The sequence below is a fragment of the Sphingobacterium sp. 1.A.4 genome (assembly GCF_002734245.1).
Lineage (GTDB): Bacteria > Bacteroidota > Bacteroidia > Sphingobacteriales > Sphingobacteriaceae > Sphingobacterium > Sphingobacterium tenebrionis.
This window is the reverse complement of the sequence record NZ_PEAZ01000052.1, coordinates 122,600-146,759: the sequence shown is the minus strand read 5'-3', so window position 1 is coordinate 146,759 and position 24,160 is coordinate 122,600. Positions and strand designations below refer to the sequence as shown.

General features: G+C 40.7%; 24 protein-coding genes. 21 read left to right on the top strand and 3 right to left on the bottom strand.

All coding sequences use genetic code 11. The annotated features are described in order from the left end of the window. Window positions 1–45 precede the first annotated feature (45 nt). Window positions 46–1,173: a radical SAM family heme chaperone HemW gene (gene hemW, locus CRJ00_RS08790; protein ID WP_099366503.1), complete on the top strand. Its 1,128-nt coding sequence runs from the start codon at window positions 46–48 to the stop codon at window positions 1,171–1,173. On the opposite strand, the gene CRJ00_RS08785 is transcribed toward hemW, so the two are convergent. Beyond that, window positions 1,160–2,719: a sulfatase family protein gene (locus CRJ00_RS08785; RefSeq protein WP_180268461.1), complete on the bottom strand. Its 1,560-nt coding sequence runs from the start codon at window positions 2,717–2,719 to the stop codon at window positions 1,160–1,162. The two genes, hemW and CRJ00_RS08785, sit on opposite strands and share 14 nt — an antisense overlap. Window positions 2,720–2,908: 189 nt before the next feature. On the opposite strand from CRJ00_RS08785, the gene CRJ00_RS08780 reads away from it, so the two are divergent. The 3 genes from CRJ00_RS08780 to CRJ00_RS08770 are packed head-to-tail and all read left to right on the top strand — an operon-like array spanning window position 2,909 to window position 6,679. Continuing rightward, entirely contained in the window at window positions 2,909–4,354 is a 1,446-nt protein-coding gene (locus tag CRJ00_RS08780) for a WG repeat-containing protein (RefSeq protein WP_099366501.1), read from the top strand. Between the two features lie 9 nt (window positions 4,355–4,363). Continuing rightward, window positions 4,364–4,792 carry a hypothetical protein gene (locus tag CRJ00_RS08775; protein WP_099366500.1) on the top strand — a complete coding sequence of 143 codons (429 nt, stop codon included), beginning with the start codon at window positions 4,364–4,366 and terminating at the stop codon, window positions 4,790–4,792. Window positions 4,793–4,816: 24 nt separating this feature from the next. Further along, complete coding sequence (locus CRJ00_RS08770; RefSeq protein ID WP_257213725.1) at window positions 4,817–6,679, top strand: M1 family metallopeptidase; 1,863 nt, start codon at window positions 4,817–4,819, stop codon at window positions 6,677–6,679. A 111-nt stretch (window positions 6,680–6,790) separates the two neighbouring features. Here the strand turns inward: CRJ00_RS08770 and CRJ00_RS08765 are convergent, their stop codons facing one another. Continuing rightward, window positions 6,791–7,648, bottom strand: a complete 858-nt coding sequence (locus CRJ00_RS08765; RefSeq protein ID WP_180268460.1) for a M23 family metallopeptidase — start codon at window positions 7,646–7,648, stop codon at window positions 6,791–6,793. 126 nt (window positions 7,649–7,774) lie between these two features. On the opposite strand from CRJ00_RS08765, the gene mutY reads away from it, so the two are divergent. From mutY to CRJ00_RS08680, 17 genes are all read left to right on the top strand, one after another. Further along, a complete protein-coding gene (gene mutY, locus CRJ00_RS08760) occupies window positions 7,775–8,818 on the top strand; it encodes an A/G-specific adenine glycosylase (RefSeq protein ID WP_099366497.1) in 1,044 nt (347 codons plus the stop codon). A 25-nt stretch (window positions 8,819–8,843) separates the two neighbouring features. Beyond that, window positions 8,844–9,296, top strand: a complete 453-nt coding sequence (locus CRJ00_RS08755; RefSeq protein ID WP_099366496.1) for a single-stranded DNA-binding protein — start codon at window positions 8,844–8,846, stop codon at window positions 9,294–9,296. 61 nt (window positions 9,297–9,357) lie between these two features. Then, the gene (gene pheS / locus CRJ00_RS08750) at window positions 9,358–10,398 is read left to right on the top strand and encodes a phenylalanine--tRNA ligase subunit alpha (protein WP_099366495.1); all 1,041 of its coding nucleotides are present in this window, start codon (window positions 9,358–9,360) and stop codon (window positions 10,396–10,398) included. 147 nt (window positions 10,399–10,545) lie between these two features. Next, window positions 10,546–11,118, top strand: a complete 573-nt coding sequence (locus CRJ00_RS08745) for a TetR/AcrR family transcriptional regulator (protein WP_099366494.1) — start codon at window positions 10,546–10,548, stop codon at window positions 11,116–11,118. A gap of 113 nt (window positions 11,119–11,231) precedes the next feature. Then, complete coding sequence (gene rlmD / locus CRJ00_RS08740) at window positions 11,232–12,662, top strand: 23S rRNA (uracil(1939)-C(5))-methyltransferase RlmD (protein WP_099366493.1); 1,431 nt, start codon at window positions 11,232–11,234, stop codon at window positions 12,660–12,662. After that, the gene (locus CRJ00_RS08735; RefSeq protein WP_099366492.1) at window positions 12,641–13,036 is read left to right on the top strand and encodes a hypothetical protein; all 396 of its coding nucleotides are present in this window, start codon (window positions 12,641–12,643) and stop codon (window positions 13,034–13,036) included. The genes rlmD and CRJ00_RS08735 overlap by 22 nt, the downstream gene beginning before the upstream one ends. A 57-nt stretch (window positions 13,037–13,093) precedes the next feature. After that, window positions 13,094–13,852, top strand: coding sequence for a hypothetical protein (locus CRJ00_RS08730; RefSeq protein WP_099366491.1), 759 nt, complete (start codon window positions 13,094–13,096; stop codon window positions 13,850–13,852). Window positions 13,853–13,977: 125 nt separating this feature from the next. After that, on the top strand, window positions 13,978–14,667 hold the full coding sequence (locus CRJ00_RS08725) for an OmpA family protein (RefSeq protein WP_180268459.1): 690 nt from the start codon (window positions 13,978–13,980) through the stop codon (window positions 14,665–14,667). Window positions 14,668–14,811: 144 nt separating this feature from the next. Next, window positions 14,812–16,245: a tRNA (N6-isopentenyl adenosine(37)-C2)-methylthiotransferase MiaB gene (gene miaB / locus CRJ00_RS08720; protein WP_099366489.1), complete on the top strand. Its 1,434-nt coding sequence runs from the start codon at window positions 14,812–14,814 to the stop codon at window positions 16,243–16,245. 28 nt (window positions 16,246–16,273) lie between these two features. After that, complete coding sequence (locus CRJ00_RS08715; protein WP_099366488.1) at window positions 16,274–17,545, top strand: sigma 54-interacting transcriptional regulator; 1,272 nt, start codon at window positions 16,274–16,276, stop codon at window positions 17,543–17,545. Between the two features lie 10 nt (window positions 17,546–17,555). Then, a complete protein-coding gene (locus tag CRJ00_RS08710) occupies window positions 17,556–18,080 on the top strand; it encodes an LptE family protein (protein WP_099366487.1) in 525 nt (174 codons plus the stop codon). 16 nt (window positions 18,081–18,096) lie between these two features. After that, window positions 18,097–19,149, top strand: coding sequence for a hypothetical protein (locus CRJ00_RS08705; RefSeq protein ID WP_099366486.1), 1,053 nt, complete (start codon window positions 18,097–18,099; stop codon window positions 19,147–19,149). Between the two features lie 13 nt (window positions 19,150–19,162). Further along, window positions 19,163–19,522 (top strand): preprotein translocase subunit SecG, encoded by a 360-nt coding sequence (gene secG / locus CRJ00_RS08700; protein ID WP_099366485.1) that lies wholly within the window; start codon window positions 19,163–19,165, stop codon window positions 19,520–19,522. 233 nt (window positions 19,523–19,755) lie between these two features. Beyond that, window positions 19,756–20,031: a co-chaperone GroES gene (locus tag CRJ00_RS08695; protein WP_099366484.1), complete on the top strand. Its 276-nt coding sequence runs from the start codon at window positions 19,756–19,758 to the stop codon at window positions 20,029–20,031. A gap of 41 nt (window positions 20,032–20,072) precedes the next feature. Then, window positions 20,073–21,710, top strand: a complete 1,638-nt coding sequence (gene groL / locus CRJ00_RS08690; protein WP_099366483.1) for a chaperonin GroEL — start codon at window positions 20,073–20,075, stop codon at window positions 21,708–21,710. 130 nt (window positions 21,711–21,840) lie between these two features. Next, entirely contained in the window at window positions 21,841–22,632 is a 792-nt protein-coding gene (locus CRJ00_RS08685) for a zinc-dependent peptidase (RefSeq protein ID WP_099366482.1), read from the top strand. Window positions 22,633–22,702: 70 nt separating this feature from the next. Next, window positions 22,703–23,689: an aldo/keto reductase gene (locus tag CRJ00_RS08680; RefSeq protein WP_306473107.1), complete on the top strand. Its 987-nt coding sequence runs from the start codon at window positions 22,703–22,705 to the stop codon at window positions 23,687–23,689. Window positions 23,690–23,725: 36 nt separating this feature from the next. Here the strand turns inward: CRJ00_RS08680 and CRJ00_RS08675 are convergent, their stop codons facing one another. Continuing rightward, window positions 23,726–24,106 (bottom strand): nuclear transport factor 2 family protein, encoded by a 381-nt coding sequence (locus tag CRJ00_RS08675; protein ID WP_099366481.1) that lies wholly within the window; start codon window positions 24,104–24,106, stop codon window positions 23,726–23,728. Window positions 24,107–24,160 lie beyond the last annotated feature (54 nt).

The window sequence follows — 24,160 nt, the reverse complement described above, 5'->3', positions numbered from 1 at the left end:
ACAGAAATCTATATCTTTGCCTCTTAACAAACTGAGCGGGCACCCATGATCTACTTCCACATTCCTTTTTGTAAGCAAGCCTGTCACTACTGTGATTTTCATTTTAGCACCTCTCTACAATATAAAAAAGAGGTGTTGGCTGCGATGAAAAAGGAAATTGCGCTGCGAGCTGCCTACCTGGAGGACAAACAGGTCTCTTCGATCTATTTTGGTGGGGGTACTCCTTCCATTTTGGAGGCGGATGAAATCATGGAGCTCATCGACCAAGTATCCCAATTCTTTGAGATCGATAACCAGGCAGAAATTACCTTGGAAGCAAACCCCGATGATCTTGACAAAAATAAAGTACATGCATTACGTCAAACCGCTGTAAATCGCTTCAGCATCGGCATACAATCCTTCTATGAAGAAGATCTCCGCTGGATGAACAGAGCCCATAATGCGGAAGAAGCTTTATCAAGCATAAAACGTGTACAGGATGCGGGGTTTGAGAACATTACCTGCGATCTGATTTATGGATTTCCTTTATTGACCGATCAGAAATGGAAAAATAATATGCAGCAGTTGATCGATCTCCAGGTTCCACACATTTCTTCCTATTCCATGACCGTAGAACGGAAAACGGCTTTGGACCATATGATCAACAAAGGGAAAACACCGCCACTGAATGAAGAGCAGAGTGCCGAGCAAATGCTCCTACTCATAGGTACCCTGACAAATGCATGCTATGAGCAATATGAGATCTCTAATTTTGCAAAACCAGGCAAGTATGCCATCCATAATTCGAATTATTGGAAGGGCAAACCTTACTTAGGAATTGGTCCTTCTGCACATTCCTTCAATAAAATATCCAGGTCCTGGAACCTGGCAAACAATGCTCTTTACCTTAAAAGCTTAGCAGAGAATAACCTTCCATTGGAAACAGAAATCCTCAGTAAAAAGGATCGTTTCAATGAATACATCATGACCTCTTTAAGAACCAAATGGGGGGTCGATCCTGCATATGTGAAAAATAACTTTGGAACGGAATATCTGAATGATTTAATGGGTCAAGTAAAGGATTTCCAACAAGCCGGACATATTCTTGTCTCTCCGGAAAAGATAATAACCCTTAGCCCAACTGGAAAACTCCTTGCCGACCAGATCGCTTCCGAACTATTTATAGTTGATTAAAACAAAGTTTTAGTGTCGTTTGATCCATCAGCGCTTTTGCTTCAACATCTTCATTTTCATTGATTTCCTTCATCAATAAGGCCTTCATTTTCTTAACGATTTTCTGGGATTTTGGATCCTCGTAAATGTTCTTCATTTCCCGCGGGTCGGATTTCATATCGAACAATTCCCATCCATCAACACGTTTGTAATATCGGATCAATTTGTACCGGCCATCACTCACCCCAAAATGTGGGGATACCGCATGCTCGCCATTCTCATAATAATGGTAGAAAAGCTGTTTCCTGGCAGTTCTCTTCTTTCCTTCAGCCACCTTTAGGAATGATTTTCCCTGAATATCCTTTGGAATCGCCGTACCGGTCAGCTCCAATAAAGTAGGTGCAATATCCACATTCAGCACCACCCCGTCAACCTGGGAATTAGCCGGGATTACGCCTGGGAGCATCGCCAGCATAGGCGTACGGAAAGATTCTTCGTACATAAAACGTTTGTCGAACCATCCATGCTCACCCATATAGAATCCCTGGTCCGATAGGTATAAAACAATCGTGTTTTCTTCCAGGTTCTTTTCCTTCAAATAATCCAATACCCGACCGATATTCCGATCCATCGATTCGGCCGTATTCAGGTAATCGATCATATATCGGTTGTACTTCCATTTCGCCAACTCCTCACCTTGGAGATTGGCCGCCTTGAGTTTTGCCTGTATAGGTTGATAATATGCTACATATTGTTGAAACTGCTGGTCCGTCATCCTTTTGAAATTACCATCTTTTCGCATCATTTCCGGGTTATCGAACATCTTGAGGTCATAGCCCATCTGCATATCCTTCGCAATGCTCATCTCCTGGACTGCTGCCGCTTTTCTGCCCTCATATCCATCAAAGAAATTATCTGGCAAAGGGATGTTCTTGTTATCGTTCTTGCCGAAATCTTTCGGGTCAGGCATCCAGGTGCGGTGGGTACTTTTATGGCCGATGATCAGACAGAAAGGCTCCTCCTGGTCTTTTTGCTCCAACCAATTTATGGCACGTTCCGTCACGATATCCGCCACATAACCTTCCTCTCGATCCATGGTTTCGGCTGCTCCATTTTTGCTGCTGATAAAATCGGGATTGAAATAATGTCCTTGGCCAACTAAGATGCTGTAATAGTCAAATCCCTGTAGTTTTCTTCCCAGATGGATCTTTCCGATCCAAGCAGTTTGATAGCCGTTGCGCTGTAGATGCTTGACGAACAGATCTTGGCCATGATCAAAATTGGAAGTTTCATTGTCCTTAAAGCCATTTTTATGGCTGTACTTTCCTGTCAATAAGCTGGCGCGGCTTGGCCCACAGATGGAATTGGTCACATAAGCTCTATTGAAGGTAGCCCCCTCCTTGGCAATCCTATCCAGATTTGGCGTATGCGCAATCTTGGATCCGTAAGCACCGATCGTTTGGTACGAATGGTCGTCGGAAATGATGATCACAATATTCGGTTTCTTTTTCTGCGCATTTGCAAATAAACTGAAACAGCATAAGGCCATTAGGAGATGGATTCGCATAATTTTAAAGTTTAGGATTTCAAATATAGGAAACCTGAACTAGAAACAAGATTAAATCATACATAATCACTTGCAAAAAATATCCAAAGAGGGTTTATGTGGATAAACATTAAAATGTATAAAAAATAAAAGGATTCCCTTTTGTAGATTCAGAAAAAACAAGGATTTTTGCGCTATAATATATTTAATATGAGATTTTTTCTTTCCCTGCTATTTATCAGTGTATTTAGCCATTTTAGTTTTGCCCAAGTCCCTGTTTTTAAAATTGCCTATCAAATTTCCCTCAACCAGGAGTTGATGGGCGAGTTGAATAGCCCAGACATGGATGAAAATGATGAAGAATTAGCTTCATTAAAAGCTATCTTGACAGAGACTGAAAAAGGTGGTTTTGCTATTCAGGTATGGTCAGCCAAAGATAAATTCCGGGTTAATTCAAGCATGGCGGAAGATTTTGTGCAGATTGTTGATAAAACAACTAAAAAGGTCTACCATCTCAACCTTTCGGATTCCTCTTTTATGCAATCAGAAGGTGCTGGCCCTTTATTCGGTGAAGAAGCTGCTGAAGATCAATTTCAGATCGAATTTGTTGCCGGAAAAACGGAAACCATCTCTGGTTATCCTTGTAAATTGGCGATTATTAGTCCTACAATTGATGATCTAGCGGCTTTGGGCGACGAAGAAATACCTAGCATCCAAGTGTGGTATACCGAAAATATTCCTGCTTATACGTTTGGAGCTTTTGATTTCCTGGGAAATCTTCCAGGTGCAGCACTAAAGGTTGACCTGAGTGGTGTACAGTTTGTTGCTAAATCAATTACCAAAGAACAGGTTTCAACAGATTTTTTTGCTCCCCCTGTGGGCTTCCAGGAAAGTGCGGGTGACCTAGGTATGGAAGAAGGTGAAGACATGGAATTGGGCGAAGATATGATCGCTTATTATGATACTACTTCCGGTTTATATGGATTGAAGAATGTGAATGACGAAATATTAACCCAACCCTTATTTACCAGTCTTTCCGAAGTTCGGGATGGGATTATCGTAGCGGTGAATAGTGAATACCAAGCGGGATTTCTAAATCTACAAGGCAAAACGGTGTTGCCTTTGACCTATGAATCCATTGTTTATGATGATGTATTGGGAGCATATCAGTTTTCCAAAGATGGAAAATTCGGGATTATGGACAAGACTGGGAAAAATCTTTGGGGAAAAACCTATGATTTTTTGAGCACATTTGAAGGTAACCATGCGATATTTATGGAAAATGAAAAGTCGGGTATCCTAAATAAATCAGGACAGATCATTATTCCAGCTACTCATGAGAGTATCCTGCAATATGACGAACACTACTTCGTGGTTTTGGATGGTGAAAAATTCAAGATCTTTGATCTAAAATCAAATAAGATGATTTTGGATGGTTTTCAGGAATTGTATTTAGCGAATACACCTAACTTATTCATTGCATCCAATGATGGTGAAAAGTATGGTTTTGTAAACGAGAAGGGAACCACGGTTATACCATTTGTGTATAGTATGGTGAGCCCATTCTTTGATGGTACTGCTTCGGTCGTTAAATTGGGGGAAGAAGAAACCATACAGATCAATACTAAAGGGGAGGAAGTTCCCGTTAATGAATAGAATTAAAACATGATTTTTCATATACATACCCTGCATCGAGGAAGGTTTATCTGGATACTTTTAGGTTGCCTTTTTGCTGCAGGGTTTTTATTGTCCTATGTGCAGGTTTCGGAAATTGTGAAGATCTTGATCTTGCTGTTCTGTATTCCTGTCATTCTTTTTTTGGCCGTAAAGATCAGTCTGCAACCTTCTACCTGGGTTTTACAGACCGATCGGTTGCACATTGATAAAGCTGGGAAGGTATATGAAATTTCCTTTGAAAACCTGGCTTATATCAAGAACCACCTGCGTTCGGGGGGTAACCTGATCGCGATTTATAAGAACCAGAAAGGAACACCCATCCGCATCTGGAGGAATAAGCTCTTTGTAAAGAATGACGACTTTGATGCCATGATGCAGGAGTTCCGAAATAGACAGATCGAAATCGTCATCGGTTAATTTTTATATATTTGATGTATGAACTTGAAACAGACAATTATTTACCTATTATTGACCGCTGTCTCCTTGGCAAGTTACGGTCAACGAAAAACTTATTGGCAACAGGATGTTGATTATACCATGGATATTGATGTGAATGAAAAAACATATCAGTATGATGGTAAAATGAAGTTGAAATATGGCAATAATTCCGGTCAGGAGCTTTCCAAAGTCTATTTCCATCTTTATTTCAATGCTTTCCAACCGGGCAGCATGATGGATGAGCGTCTTAAGAATATCTCGGATCCCGATGCCCGTATGGTGACCAAGAAAGTAATCGACGGTATCTCAAAATCAGAAAGTAGAATTGCTGAACTGAAGCCGGATCAAATTGGTTTTCAGAAAATAAAATCCGTAAAATATAATGGCCAGGCCGTTTCGTTCAAAGAGGATGGAACCATTTTGGAAGTAAGCTTGCCAAGCAGCATCAAAGATGGTGCGACGGTGGAGTTTGATCTGGAATGGCAGGCTCAGGTTCCGGAGCAGATCCGTCGTAGTGGCCGGAACTCGAAGGAAGGAGTAGCTTTCTCTATGACGCAATGGTATCCGAAAATGGCCCATTTTGATGAGTTTGGATGGCATCTGGATGAATATGTGGGTCGTGAATTTATAGCGCCGTTTGGCGATTTTGATGTGACCATACATATCAATAAGGATTATGTGATCGGTTCGTCGGGTAAGCTTCAAAACCCTTCAGAGGTGAAAGGATATGTCAGCAAACCTAAATTGAAACTCAACAAGAACAAAGCTTCTTGGCATTATAAAGCAAAGAATATCCATGATTTTGCTTGGGCAGCAGATCCAAAGTTTGTAGTGGACTCCGCAAAAAGTAAAGGGGGTGTTCAGGTGTATACGGTGTATCTTCCGACAGATGGGACAATAGTTAGCAACTGGAAGCAGGCTTTAGGTCTGGCAACAGAATTCTTTGATTTTACCGGACAACATTTTGGGGCTTATCCTTGGGAAACTTATACCATTGTTCAAGGTGGGGATGGCGGAATGGAGTATGGAACTGTTACCCTGATTACAGGTGGCAGAAACTTGAAAAGCTTGGTTGGAGTGATCTACCATGAGGCAGCGCATTCTTGGTATCAACATCTATTCGGTATCAATGAGACCGTTGATGAATGGATGGATGAAGGTTTTACGAGCTATATTGAAGAATTGGCATTGACCGAATTGTTTGTTAGGCCACAGGCAAAAGCATTGAATCCGATCGGGGCAGCCTATCTTGCCTATTACCGATTGGCAAATTCGAAAGTGGAGGAGCCTATGAGTTTATTGGCGGATTATTACAATACGAATTTTGCCTACAGTAACGAAGCCTATAATAAAGGGGCTGTTTTGGCGGAGCAATTGGGTTATATTATCGGAAAGGAAAATCTACAAAAGACTTTCTTGAAGTTTTATGATCTTTGGAAGTTCAAACATCCTACGCCGAATGATTTTAAACGTGTTGCCGAAGATGTTTCTGGAATCAATTTGAAATGGTATTTCAATTTGTTCATTAATACGACGAGGAAGATTGACTATGCGGTGGGGAATGTAACGGGTACAGGTATTGAGGTTGTTAATAAATCGAATCTGGCGATGCCGATAGATTTGTTGGTGGAGTATCAGGATGGTACGAAGGAATTGTTCTATATTCCTTTACGTGAAATGAGAGCGGATAAACCTGCGGAAGGTTTTGACATTTATAATGGGGTGAAAAGAACGGTGTTGACGGATTGGTTCTGGACCCAGCCGACTTATGTAGTTCCTGTTTCGAAAGCTGTGAAATCAGTGGAGATAGATCCGACGAAGAGATTGGCGGATGTGGATCAGGAGGATAATAAGAAGACTTTGTAGGGATTGTATATAAAAAAGTCATTGCGAGGAACGAAGCAATCTTTCGATATGTGTAAAGATTGCTTCGTTCCTCGCAATGACGTTTTGTTCCTCGCTCGGAAGTAAAAAACCTTAAAACAACATCGTCTTCTCAGGGTTGAGTTTTTTACCATAACTCAACAACTCATAATGTAAATGGGGTCCAGTTGATCTACCTGTATTACCAAGTGTACCAATTACCTGACCAGCGTCTATTTTTTGACCCACCTTTACTTTGGTAGTCGACAAATGTGCATATCTTGTTTCCCAGCCATTGCTGTGCTCAATGATAACTACCTTACCATATTGCCCTTTATACCCAGCATGAACAATCTTTCCAGCTGCGGTTGCTTTGATAGGTTCGCCAATACTACCTTTAATATCAATCCCCGAATGCATTTCTAATCCTCTGTTAGTAAAAGGATTACGGCGATACCCAAAACGAGAAGTGATTTTTCCATGGTGAGGAATACCTAATGGTAAACCTTCCAATTTCTTATCAATACTCTTTAATCTCTTTTCGTAATATTTACTCAATTCATCCAAATTCTCTTCTTTTTCAATAGGTCCCCCTGCATTTTTTAGCTTAGGTGCTACATCTTTTAAACCTCTTTTGCGCATTTTGGCATTAATTTGGTTTAAGGTACTATCGATGGATTCAAATGATTTTTGTACTTGTACTAAATTCAATTGGTTTGAAGCCTCTTCAACCGCTAAGGATTGTTTTGCTTTTTCCAATGCTTCCATTTTTTTGGTCAGCTCCTGCTCATAACGATCGCTCTGTGTTTTGGTTGCCACAAAGACAACAACAGCACAGATCATACAGATGAAAAAGAGGCTTACGCCAAGAATAATTTTCCAGTTTTTTAGGATAATGGTCGGTATTTGAATCTTCTGATTCGAGTCTCCATTGGCATCTAAAATGACAATGGAAGTCTTTTGTTTAATCATAGTTTCTTTCTCCCTATTTTTTCTAGTCGGGCGTAAAAATATCATTTGTTGAAAAAAATAGAACATATTTTAACATTTAATAACTTTTTGGCAGGAGGGAATCCAATTATTTAACATCTTTGCAACATGTCTTTTTCGGAACATATCTTGGCATGGTACCATCAGCACAAAAGGGCTTTACCATGGCGGGAAACAAGGAATCCCTATGTAATTTGGTTATCAGAAATCATCCTCCAACAAACCCGGGTGGAGCAGGGAATGCCCTATTTTTTTAAATTTGTTGAGGAACTTCCGAATGTAACAAAATTTGCAGCTGCAGAGGAAGCGACCATTTTACGATTATGGCAGGGATTGGGCTATTATTCCCGTGCTAGGAACATGCATAAGGCCAGTAAATATGTGATGGAAAATCATGCCGGCTCATTTCCTGTTGCTTACGAAGAACTTTTGAAACTTCCCGGTGTTGGCGAATATACGGCGGCAGCTATTTCATCTTTTTCGAACGATGAACCAAGAGCTGTATTGGATGGAAATGTGTTCCGCGTATTAGCTCGATATTTTGGGATTGGGGAGCCCATAAACAGTAGTGCGGGAAAAAAAATATTCGCTGGATTAGCCCAGGAATTACTGGATACGGATCATCCTGCGACCTATAATCAGGCCATCATGGATTTTGGAGCTTTACAATGTAAACCTAAGAATCCTAATTGTGCCGAATGTGTATTACGTTTGGATTGTGTTGCGCTGAACACTTCTAGGGTTGCTGAGCTACCTGTGAAAAATAAAGGTAAAAAAAGCAGGGATCGATTTTTCCATTATTTTATCGTTGAAAAGGACGATGCCGTACTGATGTCCCAACGTATGGATGGAGATATTTGGGCCAATCTCTATGAATTCCCTTTGATGGAATCAGCCGGTCCGTTTGAAATACCGGAATTAGTGGCGATGGTGGAATATCAGCAGTATTTTGGTCATGCTATACCCGAAAAGATCGAAAGGACGATCAAGCATGTGCTTAGCCATCAGAATATTTACGCTAGTTTCTATCGAATGCCAAAAGATGTTAGGCTGCAGTCCAAAAAAAGCCATTGGAATTATTGTTTGTCAAATAAATTAGATAAATTAGCTAAGCATAAACTTATTAGCTCCTTCATAGAGCGATATTTTTGATGTTAACCAAATCCTAAATTATTGTATGTCAGGTGTAAACAAAGTTATTTTAGTAGGACATCTGGGCAAAGACCCTGAGATCCGTTATCTGGAGGGAAATGTAAGTGTTGCAAGTTTTCCCTTGGCTACTTCAGAAACCTTTACCAAAGATGGTAGACGCGTAGAGCAGACCGAATGGCATAACATTGTGTTATGGCGTGGTTTGGCTGATGTCGCCGTCAAATATTTGAGCAAAGGGAAGTTGGTTTATATTGAGGGGAAATTGCGGACCCGTTCCTATGAAGACAAAGAAGGCATACGTCGTTATACGACGGAGATTGTTGCCGAAAGTTTTAATTTATTAGGCCGTCGTTCAGACTTTGAACCACAAACCGGCCAATCTGGAAGAAATTCATCATCTCAACATCAGGAAGAACCTAAGGAGCAATCCGTAGATTTTACAGAGAATAATGACGATAATGATGGCTTACCATTTTAATCGATTAATTTATTAGAATTCAAATCATCTACTTTTTTAAAATTTGCTGTATCTTTGGCGCATGTTGCAAGATAAAATAACGCAGTATACTCAAGAGATAAATGCATTCGAACCTACTTCTGCTCAAGATGTAGAGAATTTCCGATTGAAGTTTTTGTTGTCGAAAGGCATCGTGAAAGCCTTGTTTGAAGAGTTTAAGACCGTAAGTCCTGAGGAGAAAAGAACCTTGGGTAAGGTGTTGAATGACTTTAAAATCTTGGCCGAAACAAAATTCAAAGAATCTTCGGAAGCATTTGTCAACCAATCAGATTCGTCGAATGATAGAAATGAAGGTGATTTGACCCTTCCGGGTTCTGGTTTTACCTTGGGCTCTAGACATCCATTATCCTTGGTACGCAAAGAGATTGTTGAGATCTTTAAAAAGTTAGGCTTTATCGTCGCTGAAGGAAATGAGATCGAAGATGATTGGCATAACTTCTCGGCATTGAATTTTGCTCCAGAACACCCTGCCCGTGATATGCAGGATACCTTCTTTATCAAGAAACAGGATGGTAATGATGTGGTTCTGCGTACGCATACCTCTTCTGTTCAGGTCCGCCTGATGGAAGCGGGGCAACCCCCTTTCCGCGCGATCATGCCTGGACGTGTTTATCGTAATGAGGCCATCTCCGCACGTGCACACTGTTTCTTCCATCAGATCGAAGGGCTTTACATCGATGAGGATGTTTCCTTTGCTGATCTGAAACAGACCTTATACCATTTCGTGAAGGAACTTTATGGTGAAGATACCAAAGTTCGATTCCGTCCATCCTATTTCCCATTTACGGAACCATCCGCAGAAATGGATATTTCCTGTACCATCTGTAAAGGTGCTGGATGCCAAATGTGTAAACAGTCTGGATGGGTAGAGATTTTAGGTTGTGGTATGGTAGACCCGAATGTGTTGGAAAACTGTGGTATCGACAGCAAGAAATACTCAGGTTATGCTTTCGGAATGGGTATCGAAAGGATTACCAACCTGAAATACGAAATCCGAGATCTTAGGTTGTTCTCTGAGAATGATGTAAGGTTTTTGGGGCAATTTGAAACTGAAATCATTTAAGTTTTTGGATTTTTGCAATAAACATATGGTATAATTTGCCGTAAGAATCTAGAAAAAAATAATAAAATATCTTAAAATAAAGGTTCAGATAGGCCAAAAAGCGATTTTTTGGAAATTATCTGAACCTTTTTTATTAAATTACCCTTCATGGAAGATAAAATAGTCATAGCGATCAAAAAATCCGCCCGGGATTTGTTTCGGAAGTATGGCTATAATAAAACCAGTGTCAACGAACTATCCAAGAACGCTAATATTGCCAAGGCGACTTTCTATAAACATTTTGCCAGCAAGGAACTCATTCTACATGCGGTCCTTATGGATTATATCCAGGATAATGTATATGATATCCTGAACAAAAACGTGCATGAAAGAGACCTTTCCACCTTTTTGGCGAATACCATCCTTAGGGTAAGCCGTGTGACCTATACGGTTTGTAATGAATTTGTAGGCTGGGGATTCATCCGAGAATCAGCCAATGCGCAGGAATACCTCAAGATCCTCTCCGACGATCTGGAATTCCTCCTCTTAAGATCCTTTATCCAGAACGAAACCATAGGATCCACCATCCCCGAAGAAAGATTGACTTTCCTTATCAAAACCTCCAAGAACATCGTTTTCTCCTTCGCCTTCACCGCCGTCTCCGAAGCCGATGTCCGCAAGAATTTTATCTCCTTTCAAAAAGAAATGCTTCCGTATTTGGTGCAAGCCACGCTTTTGTAGTATTTAGTAGTTAGTATATAGTATTAAGACATATGGGGTACCTATGGCGCTATGTATTGTCTTTATACTAAATACTAAATACTAACTACTATTTTATTATTTTTGCAGCCACTATGGGAAGAAGAATACCACAAGAGAAGAAATTTGTTTCCGGATTGGAAATCATTGATATAGCTGAGGAAGGCAAAGGCGTTGCGAAGCAGGATAACCTTGTTTATTTTATTGAACGGGGGGTGCCGGGGGATATTGTTGAGGTGGAGCTACAGCGCAAGAAGAAGAGCTTTGTGGAGGGGAGAGTGGTTAAGGTGGAGACACCCTCTGCTTATCGAGTGGATCCTTTCTGTAAGCATTTTGGTGTTTGTGGTGGCTGTAAGTGGCAGCATATGAGCTATGATGCTCAATTGAAATTCAAAGAGCAGTCTGTTGGAAATGCACTTTCAAGGATTGGTAAGGTGAATGTGTCCGAAATGGAACCTATTTTGGCTTCTGAAGGAACGACCTATTACCGGAATAAACTGGAATTTACATTTTCGAACAAACGTTGGTTGACAGATCTAGACGAGGTGCAGCCAGGTGATTCGATGGATGCGTTGGGATTCCATGTTCCCGGTCGTTTTGATAAGATTTTGGCCATTGATCATTGTTACTTACAACAAGACCCTTCCAACGTTCTTAGAAATGAGATTTTTGAATTCGCCAAGGCGAACGGTATTTCTTTTTATGACCTGAAGTTCCATGACGGAGCATTACGTAATCTGATTATCCGGACTTCCTCAACCGGTGAGGTGATGGTGATCGTGGTTTTTGCCTATCCGGAAGAAGGACAGGTTGACCTATTGATGGCATTCATCCATGAGCGATATCCAGATTTAGCCTCCTTATTATATATCATCAACCAGAAACGTAACGATACGATCTTCGATCAGGAGATTGAGATCTACGCAGGCAGGGATTTTATCTATGAGGAAATGGAAGGTTTGAAGTTTAAGGTTGGTCCTAAATCTTTCTACCAGACTAACTCGAAACAGGCTTATGAGCTGTATAAGATCACGCGTGAATTTGCAGGGCTGAAAGGGGATGAGCTGGTTTACGATTTATATACTGGAGCTGGAACCATTGCCAACTTTGTGGCCAGGTCGGCTAAGGAAGTAGTAGGTGTGGAATATGTGCCTACGGCGATCGAGGATGCAAAAGTTAATTCTGCGATCAACGAGATCCATAATACAAAGTTTTATGCTGGAGACATGAAGGATGTGCTTACTGCAGATTTCATTGCGGAGCATGGGAAACCGGATGTAGTAATCACGGATCCTCCAAGAGCTGGGATGCATGCAGATGTCGTGGCTCGTATATTGGAGATGGAGAGTGAGAAGGTCGTGTATGTGAGTTGTAATGCGGCTACGCAAGCTAGGGATTTGGAAATGCTGCAGGAGAAATATGAGGTTGCACGGATTAAACCGGTGGATATGTTCCCACATACGCAGCACGTAGAAAATGTGATTTTATTGAAATTGAGGAAATTATGGATTTACAGGATTTATTGAACAAGCAGCCCGAAGGAGAAGAAAATAAGAAAAGCGAAAGCCCTTTGCTTAGCTTGAAACGGGACCTTGATTTTTACAAGGAGTCCATCCAAGAGGTGTCTGTGGAAATGATGGCAGAAGGCTATACGCTATATCCGATATTTGTTGCCCATCAGCACCAGGTTGGATTGGGAGAGGTTATTTTGGACCGGGAGGAATTGAATACAGCTTGGACCATACATGCCAGTTCGCTGGAGGAATTTGTGGAAAGAGGCTTGATCCAATCGGAACGGAAGGATTATTTCATCAAGCAGTTCAAACCTGCGAATGCTTTTATGTGTCTGTTCGTCATCGTTCCTGAAGGCGCTAATTTTGTTTTTTATCCCTATAAATAAGATCGATTTTAAACTATTTAACATTTGGCAGTCTAAACAATTGCTACCTTTAAACTGATGTATAGTAAAGTTAAATATTTTGGGATATTGTTCTCTTTTTTGTTGCTTGGAATCTTAATGGTTCAGGCTCAGGAGCAAGGTAAAGTGATTTCTGGGCTTCTGATGGAAAAGGGAAGTAATATCCGTGTATCGGATGCTAACGTGGTTAACCTACGGAGTAAGCAGTCTGTTCGATCAAGTGCCTATGGGGTTTTTACCATTGATGTGATCATTGGTGATACCATTCGGGTATCCAAAGTGGGTTATGGACCAGTGAAAACGGTGATCCATAGCTTAGATGATATTCTCATCGACATGCAGTCTGGTACCACTATTGAAACAGTGGTGGTCACTCGGAGTACAAAAGAGGCTGAATTAAATAGCTTTTTAAAGGAATACGAGAAAAAGGGTGTTTATAATGGGGGGCACAATAGAGTAAGCACCTATTTGAACAGTCCGGCTACGGCCTTATATAATCTTTTTGGCAAAGACGCTAAGAATGCCAAACGTTTTGAACGGTATATGAACCAGGAATTGGAGGCATCCAAGGTGGATCGCGTTTTCAACAAGGCTATCGTCAATAAGATTACTAATTTGGAAGGTGATGAATTGCAGTCTTTTATGGACCTTTACAGACCTTCGATCTCTTCGGTTGAACGATGGGGCAAATATGATCTTTTGAACTATATTCAGAATTCATTTAAGACTTGGGATGCCCAAGGTCGTCCGAAATCACAACGTTTGCCCAAGTTGGAAATTCCTCCTCAAGAAAAATAAAACCCTGTAAATTAAGTGTTTAATCAATTGATTGTTTGCAAGAAATGACTTTGGCATTGGGTTTGCAAAAACCATTCTATTGATTTGAAAAAAATATTAGTGAATAAAGGATAAATTATTTGGTTATGAAAATGAATAAAAGATTAGCAGTTTATGGATTAACAGTAGCAACTTCAGCAATGTTGTTCGCAAGTTGTTCAACCATCCAAAATACAAGCAATACTACTAAAGGTGCCGTAATCGGTACAACTGCGGGTGGTGCAATTGGTGCCTTAATTGGAGGTAAAGCTGGTAACACAGCAGTAGGTGCGATCGCTGGTGCGGTAATCGGTGGTGCAGCTGGTACATTGATCGGTAAGAAAATGGACAAGCAAGCTAAAGAAATCGAAAATACCGTTGCTGGTGCTGAAGTAGAACAAGTTGGTGAAGGTATCTTAGTGAAATTCGATTCTGGTATTTTATTTGACTTCAACAGTACCGCTTTAAAATCAACTGCGAAAGATAACATCGCGAAATTGGTGGAAACTTTGAACAAAGAGCCGGATACAGAAATTTTAGTATTAGGTCATACAGATAACGTAGGTACATTGGCAGCAAACCAAAAAGTTTCTAATGGACGTGCAGCATCTGTAAAATCATATGCAGTATCTCAAGGTTTAGCAGGTTCTCGTATCAGAACTGAAGGTAAAAACTTCTCTGAGCCAATTGCTTCAAATGATACCGAAGCAGGTAGAGCGGAAAACCGTCGTGTAGAGATTGTTATTGTTGCATCTAAGAAAATGCAAGAAGAAGCTAAAAAAGAAGCAGCGCAATAAATTTAATCCGATATATTTCATAGGGCAGCATATTTTGTTGCCCTATTTTTTTTGCATAAATCTTTGTTAAATTTTAGTCATTGCTGACAAACTGTCATCAAATTAGCTTTTTATTACTAACTTTGTAGTCTTTGAAAATTGACTATGTTAGAGTTATCACATACAACGAAGACGCACGATGAGGCTCGCCAAGGCGAGGCTTTGGATATGGTTCCTACGGGACAATCAACTGGCCGAAAACTTTATATTGAGAGTTACGGATGTCAGATGAATTTTTCCGATAGTGAGATTGTGGCGTCGATCCTGATCGAGAAGGGATTTGAAGCGACAAAGGATTACAGGGATGCCGATGTGGTATTTATCAATACCTGTTCTATTCGGGAGAATGCAGAACAACGCGTTCGTAATAGACTAAAGGAATTTGAATCTGCCAAGGCAAAGAACCCTGGTATGATCGTAGGTGTTTTGGGCTGTATGGCCGAACGATTAAAAGCCAAATTCCTGGAAGAGGAGAAATTGGTAGATGTAGTTGTGGGTCCAGATGCCTATCGTGATCTTCCAAACTTGATCGATAAGGTCGATGATGGTGGAAGAGCGGTGAATGTACTGCTTTCTCGTGAAGAAACCTATGCCGATATCAATCCAGTCCGTTTAAATACAAATGGGATTTCTGCTTTCATTTCCATCATGCGTGGATGTGATAATATGTGTTCTTTCTGTGTCGTTCCTTTTACACGCGGGAGAGAGCGTAGCAGAGATGCAGTTTCTATTGTAAAAGAAGCAGAAGATCTTTTCCGTGCTGGATATAAAGAGATTACCCTATTGGGTCAGAATGTGGACTCGTATAAATATACCCCTGCTGTTGCAGAAGGCGAGGAGCCTAAAGAAACCATCAATTTTGCACAATTATTGGCATTGGTTGCTGAAGTAAGCCCTGAATTAAGAATCAGGTTCTCGACTTCCCATCCGAAGGATATTACCGATGAGGTGTTGTATACGATGGTTAAATATGAAAATATCTGTAAATATATTCACCTACCTGTACAATCGGGTAACTCGCGGGTATTGGATCTGATGAACCGTACCTATGATCGAGAATGGTATATGGAGCGTGTGGATGCCATCCGCAGGATCATCCCCGAATGTGGGATCTCTACCGATGTGATCACCGGTTTCTGTACTGAAACTGAGGAAGAACATCAGGAAACACTATCCATGATGGATTATGTGAAATATGATTTCGCCTATATGTTCGCCTATTCGGAACGCCCGGGTACATTAGCAGCCAAACGCTATGAGGATGATATTCCTGAGGAGGTGAAGAAACGTCGTTTGACGGAGGTTGTCGACCTGCAGAGAAGTCACAGCCTGTACCGTTTGGAGAAATTTGTCGGTAAAGTGCATAAGGTCTTGATCGAAGGATTTTCAAAACGTTCGGATAAGGATTTTTGTGGTCGTAATGACCAAAATACGATGGTTGTTTTCCCAGTAGATGCACGCTACAAGGTGGGTGACTATGTAAACGTATTGGGAGAGAGTTGTACTTCAGCTACATTAATCGGTAGGATTGTAGACTAATTCTTCTCCATAATCACAATTTTAAAGCATGGATAATCAGGATATTAAGAATAGATTTGGCATAATTGGAAACTCTCCATTGTTAAATCGTGCAATAGATATTGCGCGACAAGTCGCACCAACTGATATATCGGTGTTGATTCAAGGAGAGAGTGGATCGGGTAAGGAGGTGTTCTCCCATATCATCCATCAATTAAGTTCCAGGAAACATGGACAATTCATCGCAGTAAACTGTGGAGCAATCCCAGAAGGTACGATCGATTCGGAATTGTTCGGACATGAGAAAGGATCCTTTACCGGAGCGCACGAAGCCCGTAAGGGGTATTTTGAAGTTGTTGATGGTGGTACCATCTTCTTGGATGAGGTAGGGGAATTGCCATTGGGAACCCAGGCCCGTTTATTGCGTGTTCTGGAGTCTGGAGAATATATCCGCGTAGGATCATCGAAGGTTCAGAAAACCAATGTACGCGTTATTGCAGCCACCAATGTGGATGTTTTTGAGGCCGTTAAAAAAGGGAAGTTCCGTGAAGATCTATATTATCGCTTAAACACTGTTCCATTATATATTCCACCATTGCGCGAGCGCAAGGAGGATATCTATTTATTGTTCCGCAAGTTTGTAGTAGATTTCGCGGATAAATATCGGACACCGGGTATACAATTGACAGAGGATGCCCAGGAATTGTTAAAGAATTATTCTTGGCCAGGGAATGTGAGGCAATTGAAGAATATTGCGGAACAGATTGCCGTTCTGGAAAAAGAGCGGGTGGTGGATGCCAAAATATTGAGCCAATATTTGCCGGTAGAAGCCAGCAGTTCTTTGCCAATGGCAATCAAAGACAGCAATAAGGATAATTTTTCGGAAAGAGACCTGTTGTACAAAGTGCTCTTTGATATGAAAAAGGATATGGTTGATCTGAAGAAACTGGTGGTGGAGCTTATTCAAAAAGGATTCAACCCAGGTACGATCGAACAACATTCACCTTATATCAATCAATTATACCAAGAAGTAAGACCGAATACAGCGGCTTTGGTTTCTGAGGAATATAATCCGGTACAGAATCCAACCATTACCATCCATAACCCGAATCAGCAGAATCCTTCGTCCAACGATTACCTGTATGATACCCAGGATGTGGAAGAGGTAGAAGAGGAATCATTATCCTTGATGGATAAGGAATCTGATTTGATAAAAAAGGCATTGAAGAAGCATAAGGGTAAAAGGAAGGCCGCGGCACAGGAACTGGGTATTTCGGAACGTACCTTGTACAGAAAGATTAAGGATTTAAACCTAGATTAAGATATTCGTCATGTTCAAAATAAAAGGAACAGTTATTACGTTTTTAATGTCAATCGGCATGCTACTGATCATCAATGCATGTGGGGTTTCGTATAGTTTGAAGGGTAGTTCGATTCCTGAAAATGTAAAGACCTATACCGTAACATTCTTTGAGAATATTTCACCAATGGTTTCAGCAACCCTAAGTCAGACCATGACGGAAGGATTGAAGGAGCGGATCCGCTCGCAATCCCGATTGAGCCAGGTGAACCAAGATGGAGATACCCAGTTTGATGGTACGATTACCAATTACTCGATCACGCCAGCGGCAGTTGAAGCGGGGTCGGATCGTGCAGCCATGAACAGACTTTCCATCACGGTTAAAGTGAAATTTACGAACCGTAAAGATGATACTGGAAAGAGTGATTTCGAGGAATCATTTACGCAGTTCAAAGAGTTCCGTGGAGAAGTTTCAAATCAGGAAACGCAATTGAACGCGGAGATTGTAAAAGCACTTACCGAGGATATCTTTAATAAAGCATTTAATAACTGGTAGTCAAATATATCAACCTATGGATCTACGACAAGTATTTAGAAAGGCCCTGGAGAATCCCTTGGAAGTGAGTGAGGTTGATTTTCAACAGTTACTTTCGAAATATCCATTTTCCCAGCCTATAATTTTTGCGCATGAGCGTAAGAAAAATCTGGAGAATTTACCTGTAGATAAACAGAAAACATTAATGTATGCGTATAATTCCTTTTGGCTAAGGGATTATCTGCAGAAACCTGTTGCACAGATTCCAGAATTGGAAGCGGTATCGGATGATTATATCGCTTTCGAAGAGTATACATCCGAGGATGAGCAGGAAGAAGTGGTATTGGAAGAAGAAGTTCTGGGTGAGGGATTTTTGGAAGAAGAAGTTTTGGATGAGGAGGTAGAGGCAGAAGTTGAAGAAAATTTTTTTGATCCTCCCGCAGCATATAATATAGAATCTGCATTTCCAGAAGTAGATGAAGAGGAAGATGTTCCATTGGATGAGGATGAGGAAGATGTTGAAGTTGCTGTAGAGAAACTGGAAGGCACGCATAGGGAGGAGGATGTCAGTTTATATAATGATGAGCTGATGCCTTATAGCTTCCGTTGGTGGTTGTACAAAACACGATTGGAGCATGCAGAAACCTATCAGCCATTTGTATCTCCGGTATTACCCAAGTCCCAAAATGGACAGTTTGATCCTAAGAAATTGGACGAGGCGATCCTAGATCAGCAGATACGTGAGAACATTTTTCACTTGCAGAATCCCGAGGATAAATTGAGTGAGCCTTATAAAAAGGAGACGATCGAATTCCGTTCGAATGAGCCTACCGATGAGGTGATCGAGAAATTTATCCGTGAAGAACCTCAGATTCAACCTCCCAGAGCAGAAAGCATCAATACCGAAAATAAGGCTCGTAGAAGTTCAGAGGATCAACTTTCAGTCGTTACAGAGACACTGGCGAATATCTATGAATCGCAGGGAATGTATGAAAAATCGATTTCGGTATTTAGAAAATTAATTTCAGAGAATCCAGAAAAAAAATCGTACTTTGCGGCCCGAATTAAAGAATTAGAACAAAAGTTATAAAAGAAATATAAAAATGGACATTTTATTTATTATCCTAATTATTCTAGCGAGTTTATTGTTAGCATTATTTGTGTTAATCCAAAACCCTAAAGGTGGCGGTTTATCATCAGGATTCTCTGGGGGAGCAAACCTGATCGGTGTACAACGTACAGGTGATATATTGGAAAAAGGTACTTGGGTGTTGATCATTGCTTTAATGGTTTTCTGTGTGGCGATCAATATTTTGGGCCCATCAGCTGGTTCAGGTAATGGTCTTGGCGATCAGATCGAAGCACCAGTTCAAACTCCATCGTTGAACTTGAACCCATCAGCAACTCCACCGGCTACTGTTCCTACAACACAGACGCCAGCAGCTGCTGACTCTACAAAATAAGGTTACCCTTCGTATAAGAAATATGATCCCTGTCTGGCTTAGACAGGGATTTTTTTTATGCTTTTAATCCTTACCAATTAGTGACATCCTGACATCATTATTTTACTTAAACTGTCAACAAAATGGTTTAAAAATGTTATTTTGACACAAAAAGATTAGTAATTTGGATTGGCATAGTTCGTGATGCCCTAACAATGATTATACATTTAAACATAAAAAACTGATATACAATTATGGCATTAAGTATTAAACCTATTGGAGACAGAGTGGTAGTAGAACCTTCTCCAGCGGAAGAAAAGACAGCGTCTGGAATCTATATACCTGATACTGCGAAAGAAAAACCATCCCAAGGAACAATCGTAGCAGTAGGTTCAGGTAAACCAGAAGAGCCTTTGACGGTACAGGTAGGTGATAAAGTATTGTACGGTAAATATGCAGGTACTGAAATTACTTACGAAGGGAAAGAATATTTAATTATGCGTGAAGCAGATATTTACGCAGTTCTTTAAATCAATCTACTTAAATCTTTAAAAATAATAGTCAAATAGAAATGGCAAAACAAGTAAAATATAACGTAGAAGCGCGTGATTCCCTGAAAAAGGGTGTTGATACATTGGCGAATGCCGTAAAAGTAACATTAGGTCCAAAAGGTCGTAATGTAATTATTGAGAAGAAATTTGGTTCACCAGCTATTACAAAAGATGGTGTTTCTGTTGCGAAGGAAATCGATTTGAAAGATCCATTGGAAAACATGGGTGCTCAAATGGTCAAAGAAGTAGCTTCAAAAACCGCAGATCAAGCAGGTGATGGTACCACTACAGCAACAGTATTGGCACAGGCTATCGTAGCGCCAGGTATCAAATCCGTAGCAGCAGGTGCTAACCCAATGGATTTGAAACGTGGTATCGATAAGGCTGTTTCTGCAGTCGTGGCTAACTTGAGATCGCAATCTCAAGTAGTTGGTGCCGACAACAATAAAATCAAACAAGTAGCTTCTATCTCTGCAAACAATGACGAAGTAATCGGTTCATTGATCGCTGAAGCTATGGAAAAAGTAGGAAACGACGGAGTAATTACTGTTGAAGAAGCAAAAGGTACTGAAACTGAAGTAAGAACGGTAGAAGGTATGCAATTCGACCGTGGTTACCTTTCTCCATATTTCGTTACGAACTCTGATAAAATGGAAGCAGAGTTGGATAACCCTTATATCTTAATCTACGACAAGAAAATAAGCAACATGAAAGAATTGTTGCCAGTATTGGAAAAACAAGTTCAAACTGGTAAACCATTGTTGATCATCGCTGAGGATCTGGACGGAGAAGCTTTAGCTACGTTGGTAGTTAACAAAATCCGTGGATCACTGAAAGTGGCAGCTGTTAAAGCTCCAGGATTTGGTGACCGTCGTAAAGCGATGTTAGAGGATATCGCTATCCTTACTGGTGGTACTGTGATCTCTGAAGAAAGAGGTTTCAAATTAGAGAATGCAGAATTATCTTACTTGGGACAAGCAGAAAAAGTAGTTGTTGATAAGGACAATACTACGATTATCAATGGTTCAGGTAATGCAGAAGATATCAAAGGTCGTGTAGCCCAGATCCGTGCCAACATTGAAACTACTACTTCTGATTACGATCGTGAGAAACTTCAAGAGCGTTTAGCTAAATTATCTGGTGGTGTTGCGGTACTTTATGTAGGTGCAACTACAGAGGTAGAAATGAAAGAGAAGAAGGACCGCGTTGATGATGCCCTACATGCTACTCGTGCAGCAGTTGAAGAAGGTATCGTTGCAGGTGGTGGTGTTGCTTTCATCCGTGCTACAGAGGCTTTGACAGATCTTAGAGGTGACAACGAGGATGAGAACATCGGTATTGACATCATCAAACGTGCTATCGAAGAGCCATTACGCCAAATCTGTGCGAATGCTGGTATCGAAGGTGCGGTGATCGTTCAAAAGGTAAAAGAAGGAACTGCAGATTTCGGATACAATGCGCGTACTGACAAGTTTGAGAACTTGATCGCAGCAGGTGTAATCGATCCTACTAAAGTTTCTCGTGTTGCTTTAGAAAACGCAGCTTCTGTTGCTTCGATGTTATTGACAACAGAATGTGTATTGGCTGATGAACCTGAAGAGAACCCAGTAGGTGCTGGTGGACCTCCAATGGGTGGCGGTATGGGTGGAATGATGTAAGATCATCCCCTTTCAAAAATATATTTAGCAAAGAGCTGCCTTTTGGCGGCTCTTTGTGTTTTATTGACAATGGAAATCAAGTATATTCGTATGGTAATTCAGGAATTGGTTGGACTTAAGTTTAAATAGGATGGACGGACAGGAGGTTTTGATGCTGATCTTAATCTTTGTGATTGGTGATGTATTGATTTATTTTGTATGGAAAAATGTGGGCAACAAACGGGTTGTAACTCCCATAATTCCTGAAGAAGGATCTATCCGTGAGGTATTGTTGGATAGGGTGAGGTTTTTTAAGAATTTAAAACCTGCCCAACAGGATGTATTCTTGAAACGGGTGGTTTATTTTTTGCATACCACGAAGATATCAGCAGAGAAAGGTTCGGTTATTACCGATGAACATCGGGTATTGGTGGCGGCAAGTGCTACTATCCCTTTGTTCCATTTTGAAACCTGGTCTTATGAATACCTTGATGAAGTATTGATCTATCCAGGAACTTTTAATGAAAAGTACAATACACAGGAAGCTAAGCGAAACATCCTCGGCATGGTCGGTGATGGTGTAATGCACAGAAAGATGATTCTTTCCTTACCAGCGTTACTTTCTGGATTCTCCAAGAATTCGGATAGCAATACGGCCATCCATGAATTTGTACATTTAATTGATAAAGCGGATGGTGAAGTGGATGGCGTGCCTGAATATTTGATTCCTAAAGAACTGATACAGCCTTGGATGGAAGAAATGGAACAAACGATCTCAGAAATCCGAAGGAATAAATCTGATATCCGTGATTATGAAGCTACTAATAACGGTGAATTCTTAGCAGTTGTTTCTGAATATTTCTTTCAAAAACCTAAAATGCTGAAGGCAGACCATCCAGAGCTCTATGAATTGTTGGATGAGATTTATTGTGCTAAAAAGTGATTTTTTACGGGATCAGGATACAGGATTCTCTTATTTAAACGTTGATTAGTTATAGACTTTAAAATTTAACATGATGGAATACAGGTTATTAGAGAACAGTGATTTAAGTGTCTCGGTGATTACCTTTGGTGCTTGGGCGGCAGGAGGATGGATGTGGGGAAGTACGGACAGAAATGATGCTATAGAAGCCATCCGTGCCGCCTATGACCTGGGGGTTACCTCTATTGATACTGCTCCAATTTATGGTCAGGGTACTAGTGAAGAGATTGTTGGAGAGGCCATTAAGGACTTTAGGAGAGATGAGGTCCAATTGTTGACCAAATTTGGGATGCGTTGGGATTTTGCAGAAGGGGCTTTTGCCTTCCATAGCAAGAACAATCAGGAGGAAGCGATCGAAATCTATAAGTTCGCTGGAAAGGATAGTGTGATCTATGAGTGTGAACAGAGTTTAAAACGCTTAGGAACGGACTATATCGATCTTTATCAGATCCACTGGCCGGATTCTATCACGCCCTTGGATGAGACTTTTGAGGCAGTAGGAAGATTGATCGAACAAGGAAAGGTACGATATGCCGGGGTATGTAATTATGATGCGAAATTGATGGAAGAGGCAGGCAGAACCCTCAACCTTGTTTCCAACCAGATTCCTTTTAGTATGGTTAACCGTGGGGTGGAAGAAGAAACCATTCCTTACTGCATCAAACAGAATAAAGCTGTTTTGGCTTATAGCCCTTTAGAGCGTGGTCTTTTGACGGGAAAGATACATCCGGGATATAGCTTTAAGTCAGGAGATCATCGGGCTAATCTGCCGCACTTCCAACCAGATTTCATCGATAGGACCAATATCCTTTTGGAAAGAATCAAACCTTTGGCAGATGATAAGGGGGTAACATTGAGTCAATTGGTACTACGATGGACAGTAGAACGTCCCGGAATAACCATCGCCTTAGCAGGAGCAAGGAATGCACAGCAAGCTGTTGAAAACGCGAAGAGCATGAACATCAACCTTACGGATGATGAAATCGAATTTGTGAATGCAGTGGTGGATGCTTTCTAATCAAAAGATACTTTTTATAATTACAAGATCTTACAATCAACTAAGGTCCTGTAATTTTACCACTTGATTCTGATCATTGAAATAGAAATAGGACTTTCCGGCCAATTCAATCTTATCGCCTTGTTTCATGGTATCGGAAATATCCATAGCTAGGCTTGCGGTATATAGGATGCGGACTTCAATCAGGTTAGAGGATTCATGCAATTCGGATATGACCTGTTCGCGGTCTTCGAAGAAAGATTTAGCGGATTCTGCCTGCTCTTTAAAAGCCTCAATCCCTTCCAGAGAGTCGGTGGTTACCCCATTCTGGATATTTTCAAATACGACATCTTCTGAAAAATGCTGTACCATTCCTTCTACGTCAAAATTATTGTATGCCTGTATATAATTCCTGACAATTTCTTCTCTTAGGTTCATAGGATGTTGTTTTGTATAAAGATAATAAAAAAGGAGTCACCCTAAGACACCTCC

Excerpts from the sequence above, each read along its gene's own strand:
- groL (WP_099366483.1), top strand. The coding sequence starts at position 20,073 with ATGGCAAAACAAGTAAAATATAACGTAGAAGCGCGTGATTCCCTGAAA.
- CRJ00_RS08775 (WP_099366500.1), top strand. The coding sequence starts at position 4,364 with ATGATTTTTCATATACATACCCTGCATCGAGGAAGGTTTATCTGGATA.
- CRJ00_RS08780 (WP_099366501.1), top strand. The coding sequence starts at position 2,909 with ATGAGATTTTTTCTTTCCCTGCTATTTATCAGTGTATTTAGCCATTTT.
- CRJ00_RS08735 (WP_099366492.1), top strand. The coding sequence starts at position 12,641 with ATGGATTTACAGGATTTATTGAACAAGCAGCCCGAAGGAGAAGAAAAT.
- rlmD (WP_099366493.1), top strand. The coding sequence starts at position 11,232 with ATGGGAAGAAGAATACCACAAGAGAAGAAATTTGTTTCCGGATTGGAA.
- CRJ00_RS08685 (WP_099366482.1), top strand. The coding sequence starts at position 21,841 with ATGGACGGACAGGAGGTTTTGATGCTGATCTTAATCTTTGTGATTGGT.
- CRJ00_RS08680 (WP_306473107.1), top strand. The coding sequence starts at position 22,703 with ATGATGGAATACAGGTTATTAGAGAACAGTGATTTAAGTGTCTCGGTG.
- CRJ00_RS08715 (WP_099366488.1), top strand. The coding sequence starts at position 16,274 with ATGGATAATCAGGATATTAAGAATAGATTTGGCATAATTGGAAACTCT.
- CRJ00_RS08695 (WP_099366484.1), top strand. The coding sequence starts at position 19,756 with ATGGCATTAAGTATTAAACCTATTGGAGACAGAGTGGTAGTAGAACCT.
- CRJ00_RS08745 (WP_099366494.1), top strand. The coding sequence starts at position 10,546 with ATGGAAGATAAAATAGTCATAGCGATCAAAAAATCCGCCCGGGATTTG.
- CRJ00_RS08725 (WP_180268459.1), top strand. The coding sequence starts at position 13,978 with ATGAAAATGAATAAAAGATTAGCAGTTTATGGATTAACAGTAGCAACT.
- secG (WP_099366485.1), top strand. The coding sequence starts at position 19,163 with ATGGACATTTTATTTATTATCCTAATTATTCTAGCGAGTTTATTGTTA.
- hemW (WP_099366503.1), top strand. The coding sequence starts at position 46 with ATGATCTACTTCCACATTCCTTTTTGTAAGCAAGCCTGTCACTACTGT.
- CRJ00_RS08705 (WP_099366486.1), top strand. The coding sequence starts at position 18,097 with ATGGATCTACGACAAGTATTTAGAAAGGCCCTGGAGAATCCCTTGGAA.
- CRJ00_RS08710 (WP_099366487.1), top strand. The coding sequence starts at position 17,556 with ATGTTCAAAATAAAAGGAACAGTTATTACGTTTTTAATGTCAATCGGC.
- CRJ00_RS08785 (WP_180268461.1), bottom strand. The coding sequence starts at position 2,719 with ATGCGAATCCATCTCCTAATGGCCTTATGCTGTTTCAGTTTATTTGCA.
- CRJ00_RS08730 (WP_099366491.1), top strand. The coding sequence starts at position 13,094 with ATGTATAGTAAAGTTAAATATTTTGGGATATTGTTCTCTTTTTTGTTG.
- CRJ00_RS08675 (WP_099366481.1), bottom strand. The coding sequence starts at position 24,106 with ATGAACCTAAGAGAAGAAATTGTCAGGAATTATATACAGGCATACAAT.
- mutY (WP_099366497.1), top strand. The coding sequence starts at position 7,775 with ATGTCTTTTTCGGAACATATCTTGGCATGGTACCATCAGCACAAAAGG.
- pheS (WP_099366495.1), top strand. The coding sequence starts at position 9,358 with ATGTTGCAAGATAAAATAACGCAGTATACTCAAGAGATAAATGCATTC.
- miaB (WP_099366489.1), top strand. The coding sequence starts at position 14,812 with ATGTTAGAGTTATCACATACAACGAAGACGCACGATGAGGCTCGCCAA.
- CRJ00_RS08755 (WP_099366496.1), top strand. The coding sequence starts at position 8,844 with ATGTCAGGTGTAAACAAAGTTATTTTAGTAGGACATCTGGGCAAAGAC.
- CRJ00_RS08765 (WP_180268460.1), bottom strand. The coding sequence starts at position 7,648 with ATGATTAAACAAAAGACTTCCATTGTCATTTTAGATGCCAATGGAGAC.